The 20,065-nt window shown below is 40.3% G+C and carries 24 protein-coding genes and 1 tRNA gene; all 25 read left to right on the top strand.

Annotation, left to right across the window (positions count from 1 at the left end; genetic code table 11):
- The first annotated feature begins 180 nt into the window (after nucleotides 1-180).
- The 25 genes from IGI64_RS08840 to IGI64_RS08720 all read left to right on the top strand — a co-directional run bounded on the left by IGI64_RS08840 (nucleotide 181) and on the right by IGI64_RS08720 (nucleotide 20,065).
- A complete protein-coding gene (locus IGI64_RS08840; RefSeq protein ID WP_429940215.1) occupies nucleotides 181-1,953 on the top strand; it encodes an oleate hydratase in 1,773 nt (590 codons plus the stop codon).
- A gap of 202 nt (nucleotides 1,954-2,155) precedes the next feature.
- On the top strand, nucleotides 2,156-2,803 hold the full coding sequence (locus IGI64_RS08835; RefSeq protein ID WP_016623437.1) for a deoxynucleoside kinase: 648 nt from the start codon (nucleotides 2,156-2,158) through the stop codon (nucleotides 2,801-2,803).
- 245 nt (nucleotides 2,804-3,048) lie between these two features.
- Nucleotides 3,049-4,008 carry an alpha/beta hydrolase gene (locus IGI64_RS08830; protein ID WP_429940214.1) on the top strand — a complete coding sequence of 320 codons (960 nt, stop codon included), beginning with the start codon at nucleotides 3,049-3,051 and terminating at the stop codon, nucleotides 4,006-4,008.
- A 117-nt stretch (nucleotides 4,009-4,125) separates the two neighbouring features.
- Nucleotides 4,126-4,392, top strand: coding sequence for a (4Fe-4S)-binding protein (locus IGI64_RS08825; protein ID WP_034861577.1), 267 nt, complete (start codon nucleotides 4,126-4,128; stop codon nucleotides 4,390-4,392).
- A gap of 8 nt (nucleotides 4,393-4,400) precedes the next feature.
- Nucleotides 4,401-4,676 carry a GNAT family N-acetyltransferase gene (locus IGI64_RS08820; RefSeq protein WP_429940213.1) on the top strand — a complete coding sequence of 92 codons (276 nt, stop codon included), beginning with the start codon at nucleotides 4,401-4,403 and terminating at the stop codon, nucleotides 4,674-4,676.
- Nucleotides 4,677-4,860: 184 nt separating this feature from the next.
- Nucleotides 4,861-5,097 carry a preprotein translocase subunit SecG gene (secG, locus tag IGI64_RS08815; RefSeq protein ID WP_016623443.1) on the top strand — a complete coding sequence of 79 codons (237 nt, stop codon included), beginning with the start codon at nucleotides 4,861-4,863 and terminating at the stop codon, nucleotides 5,095-5,097.
- 152 nt (nucleotides 5,098-5,249) lie between these two features.
- Nucleotides 5,250-6,005, top strand: a complete 756-nt coding sequence (locus IGI64_RS08810) for an alpha/beta hydrolase (protein WP_429940212.1) — start codon at nucleotides 5,250-5,252, stop codon at nucleotides 6,003-6,005.
- Nucleotides 6,002-8,341 (top strand): ribonuclease R, encoded by a 2,340-nt coding sequence (gene rnr / locus IGI64_RS08805; protein WP_429940211.1) that lies wholly within the window; start codon nucleotides 6,002-6,004, stop codon nucleotides 8,339-8,341. The genes IGI64_RS08810 and rnr overlap by 4 nt, the downstream gene beginning before the upstream one ends.
- A 21-nt stretch (nucleotides 8,342-8,362) precedes the next feature.
- Nucleotides 8,363-8,827 carry an SsrA-binding protein SmpB gene (gene smpB, locus IGI64_RS08800; RefSeq protein WP_016623446.1) on the top strand — a complete coding sequence of 155 codons (465 nt, stop codon included), beginning with the start codon at nucleotides 8,363-8,365 and terminating at the stop codon, nucleotides 8,825-8,827.
- 307 nt (nucleotides 8,828-9,134) lie between these two features.
- Complete coding sequence (atpB, locus tag IGI64_RS08795; RefSeq protein ID WP_034861474.1) at nucleotides 9,135-9,854, top strand: F0F1 ATP synthase subunit A; 720 nt, start codon at nucleotides 9,135-9,137, stop codon at nucleotides 9,852-9,854.
- 46 nt (nucleotides 9,855-9,900) lie between these two features.
- Complete coding sequence (gene atpE, locus IGI64_RS08790) at nucleotides 9,901-10,116, top strand: ATP synthase F0 subunit C (RefSeq protein ID WP_010718599.1); 216 nt, start codon at nucleotides 9,901-9,903, stop codon at nucleotides 10,114-10,116.
- A 91-nt stretch (nucleotides 10,117-10,207) separates the two neighbouring features.
- Complete coding sequence (gene atpF / locus IGI64_RS08785) at nucleotides 10,208-10,732, top strand: F0F1 ATP synthase subunit B (protein ID WP_016623448.1); 525 nt, start codon at nucleotides 10,208-10,210, stop codon at nucleotides 10,730-10,732.
- Nucleotides 10,719-11,261, top strand: a complete 543-nt coding sequence (locus IGI64_RS08780; protein WP_429940210.1) for a F0F1 ATP synthase subunit delta — start codon at nucleotides 10,719-10,721, stop codon at nucleotides 11,259-11,261. Before atpF ends, IGI64_RS08780 begins: the two co-directional genes overlap by 14 nt.
- 22 nt (nucleotides 11,262-11,283) lie before the next feature.
- Complete coding sequence (gene atpA, locus IGI64_RS08775) at nucleotides 11,284-12,840, top strand: F0F1 ATP synthase subunit alpha (protein ID WP_016623450.1); 1,557 nt, start codon at nucleotides 11,284-11,286, stop codon at nucleotides 12,838-12,840.
- A gap of 13 nt (nucleotides 12,841-12,853) precedes the next feature.
- Nucleotides 12,854-13,756 (top strand): F0F1 ATP synthase subunit gamma, encoded by a 903-nt coding sequence (locus IGI64_RS08770; RefSeq protein ID WP_016623451.1) that lies wholly within the window; start codon nucleotides 12,854-12,856, stop codon nucleotides 13,754-13,756.
- 23 nt (nucleotides 13,757-13,779) lie between these two features.
- The gene (gene atpD / locus IGI64_RS08765; protein ID WP_016623452.1) at nucleotides 13,780-15,186 is read left to right on the top strand and encodes a F0F1 ATP synthase subunit beta; all 1,407 of its coding nucleotides are present in this window, start codon (nucleotides 13,780-13,782) and stop codon (nucleotides 15,184-15,186) included.
- A 13-nt stretch (nucleotides 15,187-15,199) separates the two neighbouring features.
- Nucleotides 15,200-15,622, top strand: a complete 423-nt coding sequence (locus IGI64_RS08760; RefSeq protein WP_016623453.1) for a F0F1 ATP synthase subunit epsilon — start codon at nucleotides 15,200-15,202, stop codon at nucleotides 15,620-15,622.
- Between the two features lie 283 nt (nucleotides 15,623-15,905).
- On the top strand, nucleotides 15,906-16,136 hold the full coding sequence (locus tag IGI64_RS08755; protein ID WP_016623454.1) for a DUF1146 family protein: 231 nt from the start codon (nucleotides 15,906-15,908) through the stop codon (nucleotides 16,134-16,136).
- Nucleotides 16,137-16,230: 94 nt separating this feature from the next.
- The gene (gene murA / locus IGI64_RS08750) at nucleotides 16,231-17,532 is read left to right on the top strand and encodes a UDP-N-acetylglucosamine 1-carboxyvinyltransferase (RefSeq protein ID WP_016623455.1); all 1,302 of its coding nucleotides are present in this window, start codon (nucleotides 16,231-16,233) and stop codon (nucleotides 17,530-17,532) included.
- A 12-nt stretch (nucleotides 17,533-17,544) separates the two neighbouring features.
- A complete protein-coding gene (locus IGI64_RS08745) occupies nucleotides 17,545-17,721 on the top strand; it encodes a DNA-directed RNA polymerase subunit beta (RefSeq protein WP_016623456.1) in 177 nt (58 codons plus the stop codon).
- Between the two features lie 139 nt (nucleotides 17,722-17,860).
- Entirely contained in the window at nucleotides 17,861-18,151 is a 291-nt protein-coding gene (gene yidD / locus IGI64_RS08740) for a membrane protein insertion efficiency factor YidD (RefSeq protein WP_016623457.1), read from the top strand.
- Nucleotides 18,148-18,597, top strand: a complete 450-nt coding sequence (locus tag IGI64_RS08735) for a GNAT family N-acetyltransferase (protein ID WP_429940209.1) — start codon at nucleotides 18,148-18,150, stop codon at nucleotides 18,595-18,597. Before yidD ends, IGI64_RS08735 begins: the two co-directional genes overlap by 4 nt.
- An 88-nt stretch (nucleotides 18,598-18,685) precedes the next feature.
- Nucleotides 18,686-19,570: an ROK family protein gene (locus IGI64_RS08730; protein ID WP_429940208.1), complete on the top strand. Its 885-nt coding sequence runs from the start codon at nucleotides 18,686-18,688 to the stop codon at nucleotides 19,568-19,570.
- A gap of 93 nt (nucleotides 19,571-19,663) precedes the next feature.
- The gene (locus IGI64_RS08725; protein ID WP_016623460.1) at nucleotides 19,664-19,897 is read left to right on the top strand and encodes a DUF2969 domain-containing protein; all 234 of its coding nucleotides are present in this window, start codon (nucleotides 19,664-19,666) and stop codon (nucleotides 19,895-19,897) included.
- Nucleotides 19,898-19,984: 87 nt separating this feature from the next.
- Nucleotides 19,985-20,065: transfer RNA gene (locus tag IGI64_RS08720), tRNA-Tyr, on the top strand.

Raw genomic sequence — 20,065 nt, 5'->3', positions numbered from 1 at the left:
ATTTTCCTCACAGCTTTTTTGTTTGTTTTTATCGCTTTTTTTAGAAAAAAGCGATAGCCAAAAATTTAGACACTTTTACAGGTTTGTGTAAATTCTTGGATTTTACCGATACATATTTTTGTCAGCTATTTGGAAGACTGTTACACTTTATTTGTAAGTAACGAAATAGGAGGAAAAAAGATGAGATACACAAATGGTAACTACGAAGCTTTTGCAAGAAGCAGAAAGCCAGCTGATGTTGACAACAAAAATGCCTATATCGTTGGTGCCGGTCTCGCTGGTTTAGCTGCGGCGGTATTTTTGATTCGAGACGGGCATATGAAAGGCGAACATATCCATATCTATGAAGAACTTTCACTTTCAGGAGGATCATTAGACGGAAAATTTATCCCTCATGATGGTTTTGTTACTCGAGGCGGTCGTGAAATGGAAAATCATTTTGAATGTTTATGGGATCTGTTCCGCTCGGTGCCATCTTTAGAAGTAGAAGATGCTTCTGTTTTAGACGAATTTTATTGGTTGGACCATGATGATCCAAATTCATCCAATTGCCGGATCATCCATAATCGAGGCGAAAGAGTCGCCGATGATGGTCAGTTTACTTTATCAAAAACGGCCCAAAAAGAACTTGTCCATTTATTTATGACTTCCGAAGACCAATTGATTGGTCAACGAATCGAAGATGTTTTTGGTGAAGAATTTTTCGAATCTAATTTTTGGTTATACTGGTGCACGATGTTTGCCTTTGAAAAATGGCATTCTGCAATCGAGATGAGAAGATATGTCATGCGCTTTATTCATCACATCAAAGGGCTGCCTGATTTTACGGCACTGAAATTCACTCGATACAACCAATATGAATCGTTAGTAAAACCATTATTGTCTTATTTAGAAGACCAAGGCGTTGATTTCCAATATGGAACAAAAATCAATAACATCCAAGTCGATATCGATAAAGAAAGCAAGACTGCACGACAAATCGAATATATCCAAGAAGGAAAAACACAAGCAATCTCACTGACAGAAAATGATTTGGTCTTTGTAACAAATGGATCCATCACTGAAAGTTCTACCCAAGGAGATCACCATACGCCAGCACCAATCACACACGAGTTGGGCGGCAGCTGGAATCTATGGAAAAACTTAGCGAAACAGTCCGAAGAATTTGGACACCCAGAAGTATTCTGTGAAAACCTGCCAGATGAAAGCTGGTTCGTTTCGGCTACTGTTACATGGGAGAATTTTGATATCGAACCTTATATCTCTCGTTTGACGAAACGTAAATTACGAACAGGAAGAGTCGTTACTGGCGGGATCATCACCATCAAAGATTCAAACTGGGGCATGAGTTTTGCAACACATCGACAACCTCATTTTAAAGAACAAAACGATCAGCAAACCATTACATGGGTCTACGGACTGTTGTCGAATACACCAGGAAATTATATCAAGAAACCAATCGAACAATGCAGCGGGCAAGAAATCGCTCAAGAATTGATGTATCATCTTGGCGTACCAGAAGAAGATATCAAACGCTTCTCTGAAACATCTTGCACAGTTATTCCTGTCTACATGCCGTTCATCACTTCTTACTTTATGTTAAGAGAACCTGGCGATCGTCCAAAAGTGATTCCAGACGGATCAAAAAACTTAGCTTTCATTGGTAATTTCGCCGAAACAGAACGCGATACAGTCTTTACCACTGAATATTCTGTACGGACAGCCATGGAAGCCGTGTATCAGCTGTTAAACGTAGAGAGAGGCGTCCCAGAAGTATTTGCTTCTGCTTACGACTTGAGAACACTCGCAAACTCTATTTACTATCTGTCAGATAAGAAGAAATTGACAGAGATGGATCTGCCATTTGTTGAACGTAAATTAGTGGAAGGGTTTATCAAGAAAACAGAGCATACGTATATCGGTGATATCTTAAAAGAAAATAATTTGTTATAAAAGCAATGAAACATTCGACCAAAAACTGTCAATATCCCTCTTGTTTTTGCGGTCAATCCGTTTCGCTTTTGATTCAACCAGAAAAGGCGCAGGAGATTTCCTGTGTCTTTTCTTTTTTTAGGAGAGTTATCTTGTAAAACACAAAATATAGTAGTATATTTAATTTATGATTCTATATATAGTGTTTTAGGAGAGCTGTTTGATGAAAATATTTATTTCAGGTGCAATTGGGGTAGGGAAAACAACATTGGCGGAATTATTATCAAGAGAACTTGATTTGCCGATCTATGTAGAACCTGTCGATGATAACCCTGTACTACCTTTGTTTTACGAAAACCCAAAAGAATACGCATTTATGCTGCAAATCTATTTCTTAAGCCATAGGATAAAAAATACACGGGAAATGATGGCAATGGACGATTACATCGCAGACCGTTCATTATATGAAGATAAGTTGTTTTTCCACGCGATCCGCGATTCTGGCAGAGCAACGGATTTGCAAGTGACGGTTTATGATGAGATGGACAGCGCTGTGACGACGGGCATTTTAGAAGATGAACGTTATCGGCCGGATCTGATGGTCTTTATCGACTTGAGCGAGGAAGAGATGCTGCGCCGCATACGTCAGCGAGGAAGAGACTATGAGCAGTTTGAAGATGATCCTTCCTTAAGAGACTATTATATTTTACTACTTAAACGTTACAAAGAATGGATCGCCGATTATGATGCGAGTCCAAAATTGATTATTGATGGCAACACATTAGACCTTCTGAATGACAGCGGACATCAAGAAGCAGTAATCAGCCAAATAAAAGAACAATTGGGCACGATTTATTCAGCAAAAGGTTGAGCAGGTGCAAAAAGCAACCAAATAATAACAGTGTCGAAATCAACAGAAGCAAGGTGCAGATGCATCTGCTTCTTTTTTTTTATTTAAAATATAAAAAAAAGAAGAAAAGAATCTAGTAAAACTTGAGCAATTTTTCTTGAAAGTGATACAATGAACGAGAATATGCAATTATAGGATTCGAGTAAAAATCATTATAGGAAGCATAAAGATTTATTGATCATTCAAAGAGAAAGTGAGGAAGTAAAGTGGGACTGATCTATTTACTTATCCTTTTATTCGCAGCAGTTTTTATTTATTGTTTTTTGTCTTATGAATATGCGAAAAAATTAATCAAAGCAGGGGTACAGCGCGGCTATAACTGGTATGAGACAACAGGGCATCGTTTGATGAATCCAGCAGCTTTTGCAACGGTCGAGAAGAGTCGCCGAAAATTAGAACAACAGGCTTCGAGCTTCTGGGAAACCGGAGAAAAGAAGACCATCAAAAGCCATGATGGATTGAAATTGAGCGGCAGTCTGTTTCGTCAACAAAGTTCTTCGGAGTGGGTGATCGGTGTCCATGATTATCGCAGCACCGGAAAACGTGACCTTTCGTTTATTGGGAAAAAATATTTTGAACAAGGATACAATGTCTTGATCCCTGATTTGCGTGCACATGGAGAAAGTGAAGGAGAAATCATCGGGATGTGCTGGCTGGATCGCTTAGATTTGATTGGCTGGGTCAACTTAGTGTTAGAAGAATATCCTGATGCGACGATTATTTTTCACGGCGAATCAATGGGTGCGTCAGCCATCATGATGATGAGCGGAGAAAAACTGCCGAAACAAGTCAAAGGATTTATTTTGGATAGCGGTTATGTGTCCGTTTATGCAGAATTGCGCTATATGCTCAGCAAGCTGACTCGTTTTCCTAAATGGCTGATCATGCGTTATGCCAATCGCTATGCTCAAAAATACGCGGGTTATTCATTAAAACAAGCTTCTGCTACACGTCAATTAGGCAGCAACCATCTGCCGATCCTTATCCTGCACGGGGAATATGATCATTTCGTTCCTGTCGAAGCTGCTTATACCGTCTACGGAGCCACTGCTGGCAGAAAAGAATTGTTTTTGATCCCAAAATCAGAACATCTCGAAGCGGCAGCAAGAGATTCTGAGGCGTATTGGCAGACGATTTTCACCTTTATCCAAAAAGAAATCAAGTAATCAAAATCCTTCAATTATTTGGTGAAAATAGGTCGGAGGAAATGTTTGTCTCCAGGTGTCTTGACTGTTAAAATTTATGAGAACAAAAAAGACTACCAGAGCAAGGAGCGAGGTCAGATGGACGGAAGTCGATTGAATGACAAACCAGCTGTTGAAGAAGAATTATTAGCACAAGGTTACCGTAAATATACTGGTGAAGATATTGATATTTACTATAACAAAAGTATCTGTATCCACAGTGGGAACTGTGTAAGAGGAAATCCAGAAGTATTCGAAGTAGGACGCAGACCTTGGATCATTCCAGATAATGCTTCAGCAGATGAAGACAGCCGAGTAATCAACACATGCCCGAGCGGAGCTTTGAAGTTTATACGAAAAGGGTGACAAGAAAAATGGAAATCAGAGAAGAAAAAAATCGTTTTGCTTTATTGAATGATGAACAACAGGAAATCGGAGAAATGACTTGGGCAGAAGCAGGTCCGGAAATCATGATCATCGACCATACCTTCGTCGATCCTAAATACCGCGGCCAGAAGCTTGCGGAAAAACTTGTACTAAGCGGCGTAGAATTCGCACGACGCGAAGGAAAAAAAGTGATTCCTTTATGCCCATTTGCTAAAAAAGAATTTGAACAAAAATCTGAATATCAAGATGTGTTGAAAAAATAATCAGTATTTTTTTGCTGACAAGATCGGACATCGCGATTGAATGTATAAGAGACGGACTGCGTGTTTTGCGGAAGTCTCTTTTTTCTTTTCTGGAGCAGGCTTTTACTTTTATAGGCTGGAAATTCCAGTAGTAGTGTGATAGAGTTAAAGAGACGAGATTTTTTAAGAGAAGGGAGGAAATAACATGTATAATCTGATTTTAGGAATCGTAATCGTGTTATCTATCATTATGGTCATTGCAATCATGATGCAGCCTAGCAAACAAAATAGTGCTGCGAGTGCTTTTACCGGCGGAGCGGATCAGCTCTTCGGCAAACAAAAAGCACGCGGATTTGAAGCAGTGATGCAGCGGGCAACAGCAGTGATGGGCGCTGCTTGGATGATCTTGCTGTTTGTTTTAGCGTTTCTATCTTCACATTAGAAACCATGAAACAAGTAAAGTGATTTTGACTTTAAATGACCAGAGCTAGGGCATGTGTCGATCGACCGTTGTCCCGGCTCTTTTTTCTGTAAGTAAACCGCATACAACAGGTTCTATCTAAACTATGGTAAAATGAAAATGAGGTGAAACAAATGAAAATCAATCTCCCAAAAGAGCTGTACGCGCCCCATGGAAAACGTGCGGTACTTCTTTTACATGCGTATTCAGGCAGTTCAAATGACGTTCGAATGTTGGCTCGTTTTTTAGAAAAAGCCGATTATACCGTTTATGCTCCCATGTTTGACGGGCACGGTACGTTAGACCCTGAAGATATCTTGACGCAGACACCGGAGAACTGGTGGGAAAATACAAAACAAGCTGTTTCTTTTTTGAACAAAGAAGGATTCTCTGAGATTGCTGTATTCGGACTTTCGATGGGCGGGATTTTCGCCGTACGGACAATAGAAGAATGTTCTGTTTTGGGCGGCGGCTTCTTTTGTTCGCCAATCATGCCAGTTGAAACCAACGTACCGGAAAACTTTGAAAAATATGCTGGGCAAGTATTGAAGACGGCCGGGAAAACAGAAACAGAAATCAATGAAAAATTAACAGCGATGCGTCCAAAAATCAAAGAGCAGCTAGCGGCGGTCGAAGCGCAGGCAGCTATTGCCGCGGAGAAACTTTCGGAAATCAGCGTTCCCGTTTTTATGGCACAAGCCGGAAAAGACCAAATGATCGATCCGATGGGTATTTTCGAAACAGCGCGCGCGTTGCGTGAACAAAGAACAGTTTTACAATGGTATCCAAATAGTCCGCATGTCATCACTGTCGGAAATGACCGACGTGAGTTAGAAGAAGATGTGCTGGATTTTTTAAATAAATTACCTTGGAATGAGGAAAATATATGACAAAAGAAACAATTAAAGAGAAAATCCTCTTCTTCATGGAAAGCGGCCGTAAAAAGAGTTTTTCAGTCGAAGAGATTGCAGAAGGCTTAGGCTTTCAAAAAAGTGAAGATTATAAATTATTAGTTCAGACGATTGCCCAGATGGAACGAGAAAACACACTTGTTTTCAATAAAAAAGGCAAAGTCAAGCTTCCAATGCGTCCTGTTTTATTAGAAGGAACCTTTCGAGCAAACGAACGCGGATTTGGCTTTGTGACGATCGATCCAGAAGAAGATGACATCTATATCCCGAAAGAAGCAACAGGCTATGCTTTAGATGGCGATACAGTTGCAGTAGATATCGTGTCGCCGGCAAATGCAGGCATGGACAAGGGAGCGGAAGGAAAAGTCGTTGAGATCCGCAAAAGAGGAACAACACAGTTAGCTGGAGAATTTGTTGCATATACAGATGAAGAAATCAAAGAAACGGATCTTTACGGAGTGGTTGTTCCAAAAGATCGAAAACTAGCGAAATTCAAAGTCTATGCAGCAGCAGAAGGTGTACGGCCAGCTGATGGCAGTATCGTCATGATCGAATTGACCCATTATCCAGAAAGCGGCTATGCAACGAGTATGGAAGGGATCGTCAAACAAGTGATCGGCCATAAAAATGATCCTGGTATGGATATTCTTTCCATCGTTGTATCAAATGGTATCCCGACAAAATTCCCTGATGATGTATTGACCGAAGCAGACCAAGTACCGGATCAAATCGAAGAAAAAGATTTAGCAGGACGTAAAGATTTGCGTGACCAAATGATTGTTACGATCGATGGGGAAGACGCAAAAGATTTAGATGATGCCGTCACTGTCAAAAAATTAGCAAACGGAAATTATTTCTTAGGTGTGCATATCGCAGATGTTTCTTATTATGTCACACAAGGAAGCAAACTGGATCAAGAGGCGTATGAACGTGGAACGAGTGTCTATTTGACGGACCGTGTGATCCCGATGATCCCGCAACGTTTATCCAATGGTATTTGTTCCTTGAATCCGCATGTTCCTCGTTTGACGATGAGTTGCGAGATGGAGATCGATGGCGAAGGAAATGTCGTTTCCTACGAGATTTTCCCAAGTGTGATCCAAACGACGGAACGAATGACCTATACAGCAGTTAACAAAATTCTGGAAGAAAAAGAGCCGGAAACAATGGAACGCTATAAAGATTTAGTTCCTATGTTTGAAGAAATGGGCGAGCTCCATCATATTTTGGAAACGATGCGTATACGCCGAGGTGCGATTTCGTTTGAAGATAGAGAAGCAAAGATTTTGGTCAACGAATCTGGTCATCCTTTAGATATTTTAATGAGAGACCGCGGAGTAGGCGAGCGCTTGATCGAGTCCTTTATGCTGATAGCCAACGAAACGGTAGCAAAACATCATAATCAGCAGCATTTGCCATTTATTTATCGAATTCATGAACAGCCAAAAGAAGAGAAAATGCAGCGCTTCTTTGATTTTGCTTCTGCTTTAGGTATTTTGGTCAAAGGAACAAAAGGAACGATCACGCCGAAAGATTTGCAGAAAGTCATCGAGGATGTGGAAGACAAACCTGAATCAGCTGTGATCAATACGATGCTTTTACGCAGTATGCAGCAAGCACGCTATTCAGAAGAAAATGCAGGGCACTATGGATTAGCAGCAAGCTATTATACGCACTTTACTTCGCCGATCCGCCGCTATCCTGATTTGATCGTCCATCGTTTGATTCGTTCATACAGCGAAGACAAAAGTGAACAAAACCAAGAAAATTGGGCAGCAGCATTACCAGATATCGCTGATCACAGTTCAAAAATGGAACGCCGCGCAGTCGAAGCAGAACGTGAAGTAGATGCAATGAAGAAAGCCGAATATATGATGGATAAAGTAGGCGAAGAATTTGATGGAATCATCAGCTCGGTCGTGAAATTCGGATTATTCATCGAATTGCCGAATACGATCGAAGGATTGATCCACATCAATGAATTGAAACAAGATTATTTCCACTTTATCGAAAATCATTTAGCACTTGTCGGCGAACGAACTGGCTTGACCTTCAAAATCGGTCAGAAAGTACGAGTAAAAGTCACAAAAGCTGATCCCGATGAACGTGCGATCGATTTTGAACTAGTCTCAGCCGAAGAAGTGGCACAGTTAGAACGGCCGCGTGCAACAAACAAAGGCAGAAGAAACACTAAAGAAAAGAAACGTCCAGCCGCACATTCTGCGAAAAACGAAACCAAAAACAAAAAACAGCCTAACAAGAAAAAAGGGAAAAAACCTTTTTATAAAGGAATCAAAAAGAAGAAAAAGAAATAAAAGAGTTGGAGGAACAAAAACATGCCAAAAGGCGAAGGAAAATTAATCGCCCAAAATAAAAAAGCGCGTCATGATTATACGATCATCGACACGATGGAAGCTGGGATGGTCTTGCAGGGAACAGAGATCAAGTCCATCCGCAACAGCCGAATCAACTTGAAAGATGGGTTTGTCCGCGTACGAAACGGCGAAGCCTTCTTATCCAATGTGCATATCAGTCCTTATGAACAAGGAAACATCTTTAATCACGATCCTGTAAGAACGCGAAAACTGCTTCTTCATAAGAAACAAATCGCGCGTCTGACAGAAGAATTAAAAAATGCCGGTGTAACAGTCGTCCCATTGAAAGTCTATTTGCGCAATGGTTATGCAAAAGTACTGATTGGGATTGCGAAAGGGAAAAAGAATTACGACAAGCGGGAAGATTTGAAACGCAAAGATATCAAACGTGAAATTGATCGAACGTTAAAAAATTTCTCACGATAATTTCAATATCCTTTTTCGCATATTAGGTGCTTTTACTTTTACTTAGTGGTAAAATTTGTTAGCATTTAATCTGATAAAGCATGATTATAATAGGATTTTACCTTAAGATTTCCAATCAAAATCGTGCGTTGCATTACCTTTTTAGACTGAAAAAAGAAAATGTCCAAATTTCATGAAAATCTTTTGAAATTTTCTTTTTCTGGTGGTATGATACGCAGTGGTTATGACTGAATCTTTTAGGAGAACCGAAATGCAGTTGATCGGAAAATCTTCCGATATCATTTCAAGGGAAAAGAGGTGAAAAGAATTGGATGAACGCTCGCTGACGTTCCACATTGGTCCTATATGGTTCGATGGTACAGTTTGTTTGATGGTGTTGCTAACCTGTTTGATTGTCTTTTTCCTTGTTTATTTCTTCACCCGCAATTTGCAGATGAAGCCTAAAGGAAAACAAAATGCGATTGAATGGGTAATCGACTTTGCACGTGGGATCGTTACGGACAACATGCCTCGTAAAGAATTGAGTAATTTCCATTTATTGGTCTTTACATTATTCTTGTTTGTGTTTGTAGCGAATAACTTAGGGTTGATGACTAAAATCGTCTTGCCGAACGAAACGACCCTATGGAAAAGCCCAACAGCCGATCCGTTTGTAACACTAACATTAGCATTTATGATGATACTTCTTACTCACTTATTTGGGGTAAAACGTTTTGGATTCAAAGGGTACCTGGTCAACACGTATCTGAAACCAATCAGTTTCATGTTGCCAATGAAGATTTTGGAAGAGTTCACGAATACACTGACTCTCGCTTTACGTCTTTACGGAAATATCTATGCGGGGGAAGTATTGCTAACATTGATTGCGAAAATGATGACGAACCTAGGCTGGGTCTCATTACCGCTTGCAATCCCGTTAGAAATGGTCTGGATTGCTTTTTCACTATTCATCGGAAGTATCCAAGCGTTTGTTTTTGCCACTTTATCTATGGTTTATATGAGTCATAAGATCGAAGCGGAAGAGTAATGTCAATAAAAAAATCAATCAATGATATTTTAGGAGGAAAATAATTATGAATTATATCGCAGCAGCAATTGCAATCATGGGGGCAGCTATCGGTGCTGGTTATGGTAATGGTCAAGTAATTTCTAAAACAATCGAGTCAATGGCACGCCAACCTGAAATGTCAGGTCAATTACGTACAACAATGTTTATCGGTGTAGCCCTAGTTGAAGCTGTTCCTATCTTAGGTGTGGTTATCGCATTGATCCTAGTCTTTGCCGTTTAATATGCTTAGTAATTTAGCAGAAACGTAAACAGATTCGTTACTGCTTTTTTACATGAAAACAGAAACACCTCATAGAAAGGAAGGCTAGCTTATGCTGAATCAATTGGCTATTGCGGAAGTTGGCAATCCGATGTTAGGTAATATCATCGTTGTCAGCGGCTCATTTTTGATTTTAATGGTTCTATTAAAGCACTTTGCTTGGGGACCCATCAGCGATATTCTGAAAAAACGTGAAGATAAGATCGCCAATGATTTAGATTCTGCAGAACAATCTCGCGTGAAAGCAGCGAAATTGGAACAAGAACGCGAACAGCAAATGTTAGCATCTCGTTCTGATGCAGCTGATATCATCAAAAACGCGAAAGAAAGCGGAGAATTAAGCCGTCAAAATATTTTGAAAGAGACTCAAGAAGAAGTCGCTCGCTTGAAAACAAAAGCGCAGTCTGACATCAAACTTGAACGTGATACTGCGTTGAGCACTGTTAAAGACGACGTAGCAGATCTTTCTCTTCAAATTGCGGAAAAAATTCTGAATAAAGAATTATCTCCAGAAATGCATGAATCTTTAATCAACCAATATATCGAAGGTCTAGGTTCTACAAATGAAACTAGATAAATATACAGTAGGAAGACGTTACGGAAAAGCTTTGTTTGAACTGGCGATCGATTCAAACAAAAGCGAGGAAGTCTACCAAGAACTGCTAAGCTTGCGTGCGATTTATCAAGAAGTTCCTGATTTAGGAAATGTCTTAAGTGATGTTCGTTTGGAAGGAAACGAAAAACGTTCAATCATGGATAACTTAGTCAGCGGCTATGAAGGTCTTGTGAAGAACTTTTTGGAAGTTGTCTTCAACTACAATCGGATGGACGATCTATTATTCATGATCGATGAATATGAACGCCGTTACGATGAAGAAAATGGTTTGTTGCTAGGAACTGTGACAACAGCAGTACCGCTTACAGATGAACAAGCTGAAAAATTAGCGAATAATTTTGCAAAAACAATGAACTATCAAAAAGTCGAATTAACAAGAAAAATAGATTCTTCTATTATTGGTGGCGCAATTGTCGAAGCCAATCATCGGGTAATCGATGGAAGTATCCGCACGCAGTTAGAAAACTTGCGTAATCAATTAAACAGATAGTACAAAGAGGTAGGTGAATCGAATGGCCATCAAAGCAGAAGAAATTAGTGCCTTGATCAAAGAGCAAATTGAAAATTATCAAAACGAACTTTCAGTTGAAGAAGTAGGGACTGTTACGTATATCGGTGACGGAATCGCTCGTGCACACGGATTGGAAAATGCAATGAGCGGTGAGTTGCTTGAATTTTCGAACGGTTCATACGGAATGGCGCAAAACTTAGAATCAAATGACGTAGGTATCATTATCCTTGGTGATTTCGAAACCATTCGTGAAGGAGACAAAGTAAAACGAACAGGCAAGATCATGGAAGTTCCAGTTGGAGAAGCATTGATCGGACGTGTCGTTAATCCTTTGGGTCAGCCAATCGATGGACTAGGAGAAATCAAAACAGATAAAAGCCGTCCAGTAGAAGCAATGGCGCCAGGCGTTATGCAGCGTCAATCAGTTGGAGAACCAATGCAGACTGGTCTAAAAGCCATCGACGCATTAGTCCCAATCGGCCGCGGCCAACGTGAGTTAGTCATCGGTGACCGTAAAACTGGTAAAACATCTATCGCGATCGATACGATCATCAACCAAAAAGGTCAAGATATGATTTGTATCTATGTAGCGATCGGACAAAAAGATTCAACTGTCCGTACACAAGTTGAAACATTGAAACGTTATGGTGCAATGGACTATACAATCGTTGTGAATGCTGGTGCATCTCAACCTGCTCCATTATTGTATATCGCTCCTTACGCTGGTGCAGCGATGGGTGAAGAATTCATGTATAACGGCAAACACGTCTTGATCGTTTTTGATGACTTATCAAAACAAGCCGTAGCTTACCGTGAACTTTCTTTACTTCTACGTCGTCCACCAGGTCGTGAAGCATATCCAGGTGACGTATTCTACTTGCATTCACGTCTTTTAGAACGTGCTGCAAAACTAAGTGATGAATTAGGCGGCGGCTCAATGACTGCTTTACCATTCGTTGAAACGCAAGCGGGAGATATCTCAGCATATATCCCAACAAACGTTATCTCAATCACTGACGGACAAATCTTCTTGGAAAGCGACTTGTTCTATGCAGGTACTCGTCCTGCCGTAGATGCCGGTCTTTCTGTATCCCGTGTTGGTGGATCAGCGCAAATCAAAGCAATGAAAAAAGTTGCCGGAACATTGCGTCTAGACTTAGCAAGCTACCGTGAATTAGAAGCCTTCACTCAATTTGGTTCTGATCTTGATGCAGCGACACAAGCGAAATTGAATCGTGGTCGCCGTACAGTAGAAATCTTGAAACAAAAATTACATGCACCGCTTCCTGTTGAAAAACAAGTAGTGATCTTGTATGCCTTGACACATGGTTTCTTAGACAGTATCCCAGTTGACGATATCTTAGACTTCGAAAGCAACTTATTCGAATACTTGGAAACAAACCATGCAGATATCTTTGAAACGATCCGCACAACAAAAGATCTTCCAGAAGAAGAAACATTGAACAGTGCAATCAAAGAATATAGAGACATCTTCTCTGCTTCAAATGGAAATAATTCCTCAGCAGAAGATAAATTGAAATCCATTCAAAATGCATAGTGAGGTGAGATGAATGGGCGCTTCATTAAATGAAATCAAAACGCGGATCGCTTCGACGAAAAAAACAAGTCAGATCACGCGTGCCATGCAGATGGTTTCGGCTTCTAAATTGACGAAATCTGAAGCTTCTTCTCAAAAATTCCAAGTATATGCATCGAAAGTACGTGAAATCGTTACGCATTTGACAGCTACTCAACTAAGTGATATCGCTGCTTCTAATACAGACAGCGGTGTGAATTACAATAGTATGCTGATCAGCAGACCTGTCAAAAAAACAGGGTATATCGTTATAACTGCCGACGGAGGACTTGTCGGCGGTTATAACAGTTCGATTTTAAAACAAACGATGTCGATCTTGGAAGAAGATCATCAGAATAATGATGAATATGTAATGATCGCTATTGGCGGTACCGGTGCAGATTTCTTTAAAGCGCGCGGCATCGACTTAGCCTATGAGTTACGTAACCTTTCAGATCAGCCAAGCTTTGACGAAGTACGTAAAATCGTAAACATGGCAACCACAATGTACCAAAATGAAGTATTTGATGAATTGTATGTATGTTACAACCATCATATCAATTCATTGACAAGTCAATTTCGGGTAGAAAAAATGTTACCAATCTCAGACCTGGATCCAGAAGAAGCAACAAAATTCGACCAAGAGTACCTATTTGAACCATCAAAAGAAGACATCTTGGCACAATTATTGCCTCAGTATGCTGAAAGTTTGATTTATGGTGCCATCGTTGACGCGAAAACAGCAGAACATGCTGCTGGTATGACCGCAATGAAAACAGCTACTGATAATGCTGCAAACATTATCGATGATTTGACGATTTCTTATAATCGTGCAAGACAAGGGGCTATTACCCAAGAAATTACCGAAATCGTAGCCGGAGCATCGGCTTTAGAATAAGTATTGAGATTGGAGGAAAAAAGATGAGTTCAGGCAAGATTGTTCAAGTAATCGGTCCCGTTGTCGACGTGGAATTTTCTTTAGACCAATCCTTACCAGATATCAACAACGCATTAGTTGTTTATAAAAATGACGAACAAAAATCAAAAGTAGTTCTAGAAGCAGCTTTGGAACTAGGTGACGGCATCATCCGTACAATCGCGATGGAGTCTACAGACGGATTACAACGAGGTACAGAAGTCGTTGACACTGGGAAAGCAATCTCTGTCCCAGTCGGAAAAGACACATTAGGACGTGTTTTCAACGTTTTAGGTGAAACAATCGACTTGGAACAACCTTTCAGCGAAGATGCTGATAGAAGCGAGATCCACAAAAAAGCTCCTGAATTTGATGAATTAAGCACAAGTACAGAGATTTTAGAAACAGGGATCAAAGTTATCGACTTATTAGCTCCTTACTTAAAAGGTGGTAAAGTCGGACTATTCGGTGGTGCCGGTGTTGGTAAAACCGTATTGATCCAAGAATTGATCCATAACATCGCTCAAGAACACGGGGGTATCTCCGTATTTACCGGTGTTGGTGAACGTACACGTGAAGGGAATGACCTTTACTATGAAATGAAAGATTCAGGCGTTATCGAAAAAACAGCCATGGTGTTCGGACAAATGAACGAACCACCAGGCGCACGTATGCGTGTTGCCTTGACTGGTTTGACGATCGCTGAATACTTCCGTGATGTAGAAGGCCAAGACGTGCTATTGTTTATTGATAATATTTTCCGTTTCACACAAGCAGGTTCAGAAGTTTCTGCCTTGCTGGGACGTATGCCATCTGCCGTTGGTTACCAACCAACTTTGGCTACTGAAATGGGTCAATTGCAAGAACGTATTACTTCAACGAAAAAAGGTTCAATCACTTCGATCCAAGCAATCTACGTGCCAGCGGATGACTATACTGACCCAGCGCCAGCGACAGCCTTCGCCCACTTGGATGCAACAACGAACTTGGAACGTAAATTGACAGAACAAGGGATCTATCCTGCGGTGGACCCATTAGCTTCTTCATCAAGTGCCTTAGCACCTGAAATCGTTGGAGAAGAACATTACCATGTTGCAACAGAAGTACAGCATGTCTTGCAACGTTACCGTGAATTGCAAGATATCATTGCAATCTTAGGTATGGATGAATTATCTGATCAAGAAAAAGTATTGGTTTCACGCGCACGCCGAATCCAATTCTTCTTATCACAAAACTTTAACGTAGCGGAACAATTTACTGGTCAACCAGGTTCATATGTTCCAATCGAAGAAACAGTCAAAGGTTTCCGTGAAATCTTAGACGGCAAATACGACGATCTTCCTGAAGAAGCTTTCCGAAGCGTAGGTAAGATCGAAGACGTTGTCGAAAAAGCGAAAAAATTAGGCTACTAGAAAGGGGTGCCCCATGGATCAATATTTAACAGTCAATGTGGTTACTCCCGACGGACTGGTCTATGATCACCACGCAGCCATTGTTGTCGCACGGACAACTGCCGGAGAAATCGGTATTTTGCCAAAACATGCGCCAATCATCGTTCCTCTAGTGATCGATGAAGTCCGCGTAAAACGTACCGACTCTGATACGCACGTGGACTGGATCGCTGTCAACGGCGGAATCATGGAAGTCCGTGATAACGTTGTTTCGATTATTGCTGATAGTGCTGAACGGGAACGAGATATCGATCTTTCTCGTGCAGAACGAGCAAAACAACGTGCGGAACGCCAAATCGAAGAAGCCAAACAAAAAGAAGATGTGGATGAATTGCGTCGTGCAACTGTTGCGTTGCATCGAGCAATCAACCGTATCAAAGTTTCGAAACACTCTTAAAAAGTTTGCTGCTCAAACAAAAATCTGTTTGAGCAGCAGGCTTTTTTTATTGTCAAGAAAAATGGTTGTAATTTTGCTGGAAATGGTCTATTGTTTCCTCAGGCGATTAAAAATAACGATTTAAAAAAAGAAAAACAGCTGTGAAAACGCCTTAGTCAAGGTTTTTGTTACCGTTTTAACCTTTTTAAGAGGCAAAAAGAATCAGTTATTTTTCCTTTTTCTTAATATGTGGTATTATCAATTTATTGAGATTATTCATTTTCTCTAAAGAAAGGACGTTTTTATGCAAGTTTATGGAATCGACGCAATTATACGAATCGTTAGTCATCTTGCGTTTATTTATCTCGCATTTTGGTCATTACGTTCTTTACGCGTAGAAGCATTTTTTAAATCGCTGCATACGACACAAGTCCGGATGGCAATCGTTCTGTTTTCGATATTTTTAGGTTATACAGCGAGCTCTTTTTTTCTAGAGATAATCGCGTTATGCAGAAACTTGTTTGTCAGCTTCTGATTTAAAAAAAGGTACTATTTTAAAAGTAAAGATGATATAATAGTAAAGATTGTGGGCATTTTTATGCTCATTGGAATTTTTTGGGGGGAACAACATGGAAGAAATCATCGTGCAAGGCGGCAACCCTTTAAAGGGAACCGTAAAGATTGAAGGAGCTAAAAACGCTGTATTACCGATTTTAGCTGCTAGTTTGTTGGCTGAAGAAGGTACTACGACATTGGACAATGTTCCGATCCTTTCTGATGTCTTCACAATGAACCAAGTTATTCGTCATTTGAACGTGGACATTGATTTTGACGAAACACAAAACCGAGTGACAATTGATGCATCTAGACAATTAGAAATAGAAGCACCATATGAATATGTAAGCCAAATGAGAGCATCAATCGTAGTTATGGGTCCTTTATTGGCAAGAAACGGCCATGCAAAAGTAGCTATGCCTGGCGGATGCGCAATCGGCAAACGACCTATTGATCTGCATTTAAAAGGATTCCAAGCTTTAGGCGCGAAAATCATCCAAAAAAATGGGTACATCGAAGCAATCGCAGATGAATTGAAAGGAAATACGATCTATCTAGATTTCCCTAGCGTCGGCGCGACACAAAATATCATGATGGCAGCTGTTAAAGCTAAAGGAACAACAATCATTGAAAACGTTGCGCGTGAACCAGAAATCGTCGACTTAGCAAATATCTTGAACAAGATGGGTGCAAACGTTTATGGTGCTGGAACAGAAACAATGCGTATCGAAGGTGTCGATCATCTCCATGCAGTGAAACATTCGATCGTTCAAGACAGAATCGAAGCAGGTACATTCATGGTCGCTGCGGCAATGACAGAAGGAAATGTATTGATTGCAGATGCTATTTCAGAACACAATCGTCCATTGATCTCAAAATTAGTGGAAATGGGTGCTGAAATCATTGAAGAAGAAAACGGCGTCCGCGTCATCGGACCTAAAACAATCTTGCCTACTGATGTGAAAACAATGCCTCATCCTGGTTTCCCAACAGATATGCAAGCACAAATGACTGCGATCCAATTAGTGGCAAACGGTACAAGTGTCGTAACAGAAACTGTTTTCGAAAACCGATTCCAACATTTGGAAGAAATGCGCAGAATGAATGCACACATGAAAATCGATGGCAATATTGCTATTTTAGATGGTACGCATGAATTGCAAGGAGCAGAAGTCTATGCAACAGATTTGCGTGCAGCAGCAGCACTTGTTTTAGCTGGTTTGAAAGCAAATGGAGTCACACGTGTACGCAATTTGAAATATTTAGATCGCGGCTATTATAATTTCCATATCAAACTGCAACAGCTTGGCGCAAACGTTGAACGTGTAGAAATCGACAAATCGCCAGCAGAACAAACTGCCCAAACTATCGCATAAGGAAGTGTCCGAATGAGCAACAGTCGATATATTTTGTTGACGTTGATGAAGATTTTGATTGTTCTCTTGTTGATTTTTATTTTATTTATCATCGGGACCATGATTGGATACGGAGTGATCGGCGGCGGGAATCCTTTTCGGGTTTTCCAACCAGATCTTTGGCTCCATATCGTTGATTTCTTTAATTAAATAGTTTTGTTTGAGAGGAGAGAAGTTTCCTCTCAACGTTCAGCTAAGTCGTGGAAAATAGATTATTTTTCACGATTTTTGCTTAGCTGTTTATAAAGTCAATTATTTTGTTACATAGCTATACTGAAAGAAGGATTTTATGAAGAAGTTATTTATTTTATTAGTGAGAGGCTATCAGCGCTTTATTTCGCCTCTTTTCCCTCCTAGCTGCCGTTATTATCCGACATGCTCAAATTACACGATACAAGCCATTCAAGAGCATGGAGCGTTAAAAGGAGCTGTTATGGGAACTGCAAGGATCTTGAGATGCCATCCGTTTGTAAAAGGCGGGATCGACTATGTGCCGCTCCACTTTCAACTAACCAGAAATACGAAAGACAAAGAACAGCCGAATTATCGTTATTATAAACAGAAAGGAAGTCATCAATGATTCAGCCGTTGGATAAAACCAATCTGCCATGGCCGCTTCTTTTGGATGCTGATCCTGATCTAGAAAAAGTAAAAAGTTACATCGCTTCTAGCGAGGGGATCATTTGGAAAGAGGATCAAATGACGTTGGGCGTCCTTATTTATCAAAATCAGCAAACACAATTTGAGATCATGAACGTAGCAGTGGCCCCAGCTGTACAAAGTCGTGGTATTGGCAGTAAACTGATCGACGCGGCCTTTGCTCAAATGGCAGCTGAAAAAACGACACAAGAAAAAATCATCATTCGTACAGGAAGTATCACTTCAGCGGCACTTCACTTATATAAGAAAAAAGGATTCATAGAAATCGCGCGAGAAAAAGATTATTTTCTCAAAAATTATGCTGAACCAATCTACGAAGATGGTCAATTATTAAAAGATCAAGTAACTTTGGCTGTCAAACTTTAAATGACAGTCTTTTTTATTATCAGAAAAGAAATTGCATGCGCTAACATTCTCGTTTAAAATAAATATATACATGAAAGTGGGGGATCAGATGGGTATTTTAGTTTATGACTTTGGCGGTTCAGCTGTCAAATACGGTTATTGGAATGGACAGCGTTTAGAAAAGGTAGACCAATTTTCGACTTCTTCATCTTGGGAAGAAATGAAAGCGGATTTATATGATGTGTTTCTTGAAATGAAAAATCATGCGCCAATCGAAGGTGTCGGTATCAGTGCGCCAGGCGTCGTAAACAGTGAAAAACAAATGATCGAAGGCATCAGTGCAATTCCATATATCCACAGATTCAATATTTTCAAAGAGCTGGAAACCTTATTCCAACTGCCTGTGACGATAGAAAATGACGCCAATTGCGCAGGAATGGCCGAATTTTATGAGGGCGCAGCAAAAGAGAACCAAGATGCGGCTTTTGTAGTGATTGGCACAGGAATCGGCGGCGCGCTGTTCACAAAAGGACAACTGTCAAAAGGTGCTCATCTTTATGGCGGCGAATTTGGTCTGATGTTTTTAGAAAACGATAAAACGTTCAGTGAGTTAGGAACAGCTGTTCAGATGGCTTTTCGTTACTGTGAACGAAAAGGTGTGGACAAAATGACTTACAGCGGAAAAGATGTCTTTCATTTGGCTGAAGAAGGTGATCCGATCGCGCAAGAAGAAGTCAGCGCCTTTTATGAGTATTTGACTAAAGGATTGTTCAGTATCCAGTTTTCTTTTGATCCAGAAGTCATTGTTTTAGGAGGCGGCGTCTCTGCCAAAGAAGGATTGCTTGATGAAATCAATCAGCGCATGGAAAGGTTGCTGGAGAAGTACGGATTATATGATTTTGTGCCCAGAATCGTTCTTTGCGATTATCGAAATGATGCAAACCTTGTCGGCGCAGCGGCTAATTATTTTGCGCGGCAGCAAAGAGAGGTATAGTTTTTTTAAAGAACAGATTTACTTCACAGCAAATCGCTCGTGAAGTATCTTTTTTTTATCGAAATATGGTAAAATGAGCGGGAGGTGAATTTTATGTCAAAAAAGAATAAAGATATCGAAGTACGGATCGAGGAAACAGAAAAAGCCATCAAAGGAACCAAATATGCAGTCACTCAGTTATTTATTGGGAAAAAAATGATTGGCGAGATCTTAGCTTATGGACCAAAAGATTTTGTTGTATTTATGAATGAAGAAGAAGTTGGCCGTGAAAAAAGCGTTGATAATGCTATAGAAACCATCATTCGCCAATGGAATCTGCACGATTAAAAAAATATCAAAAAAATTTTCAATAAAGGGTTGCAAAAAACTGAAAAATTAGGTATTATAACTAAGTCAGGTTGATACAAACCTTTCGGAGGAGTAGCGAAGTGGCTAAACGCGACGGACTGTAAATCCGTTCCTTAGGGTTCAGTGGTTCGAATCCACTCTCCTCCA

The sequence above is a fragment of the Enterococcus sp. DIV0210g genome (genome assembly GCF_050559705.1).
Classification (GTDB): domain Bacteria; phylum Bacillota; class Bacilli; order Lactobacillales; family Enterococcaceae; genus Enterococcus_B; species Enterococcus_B faecalis_A.
Note: the sequence above shows the minus strand (reverse complement) of the source record. Positions and strands in the feature narration are given on the sequence as shown.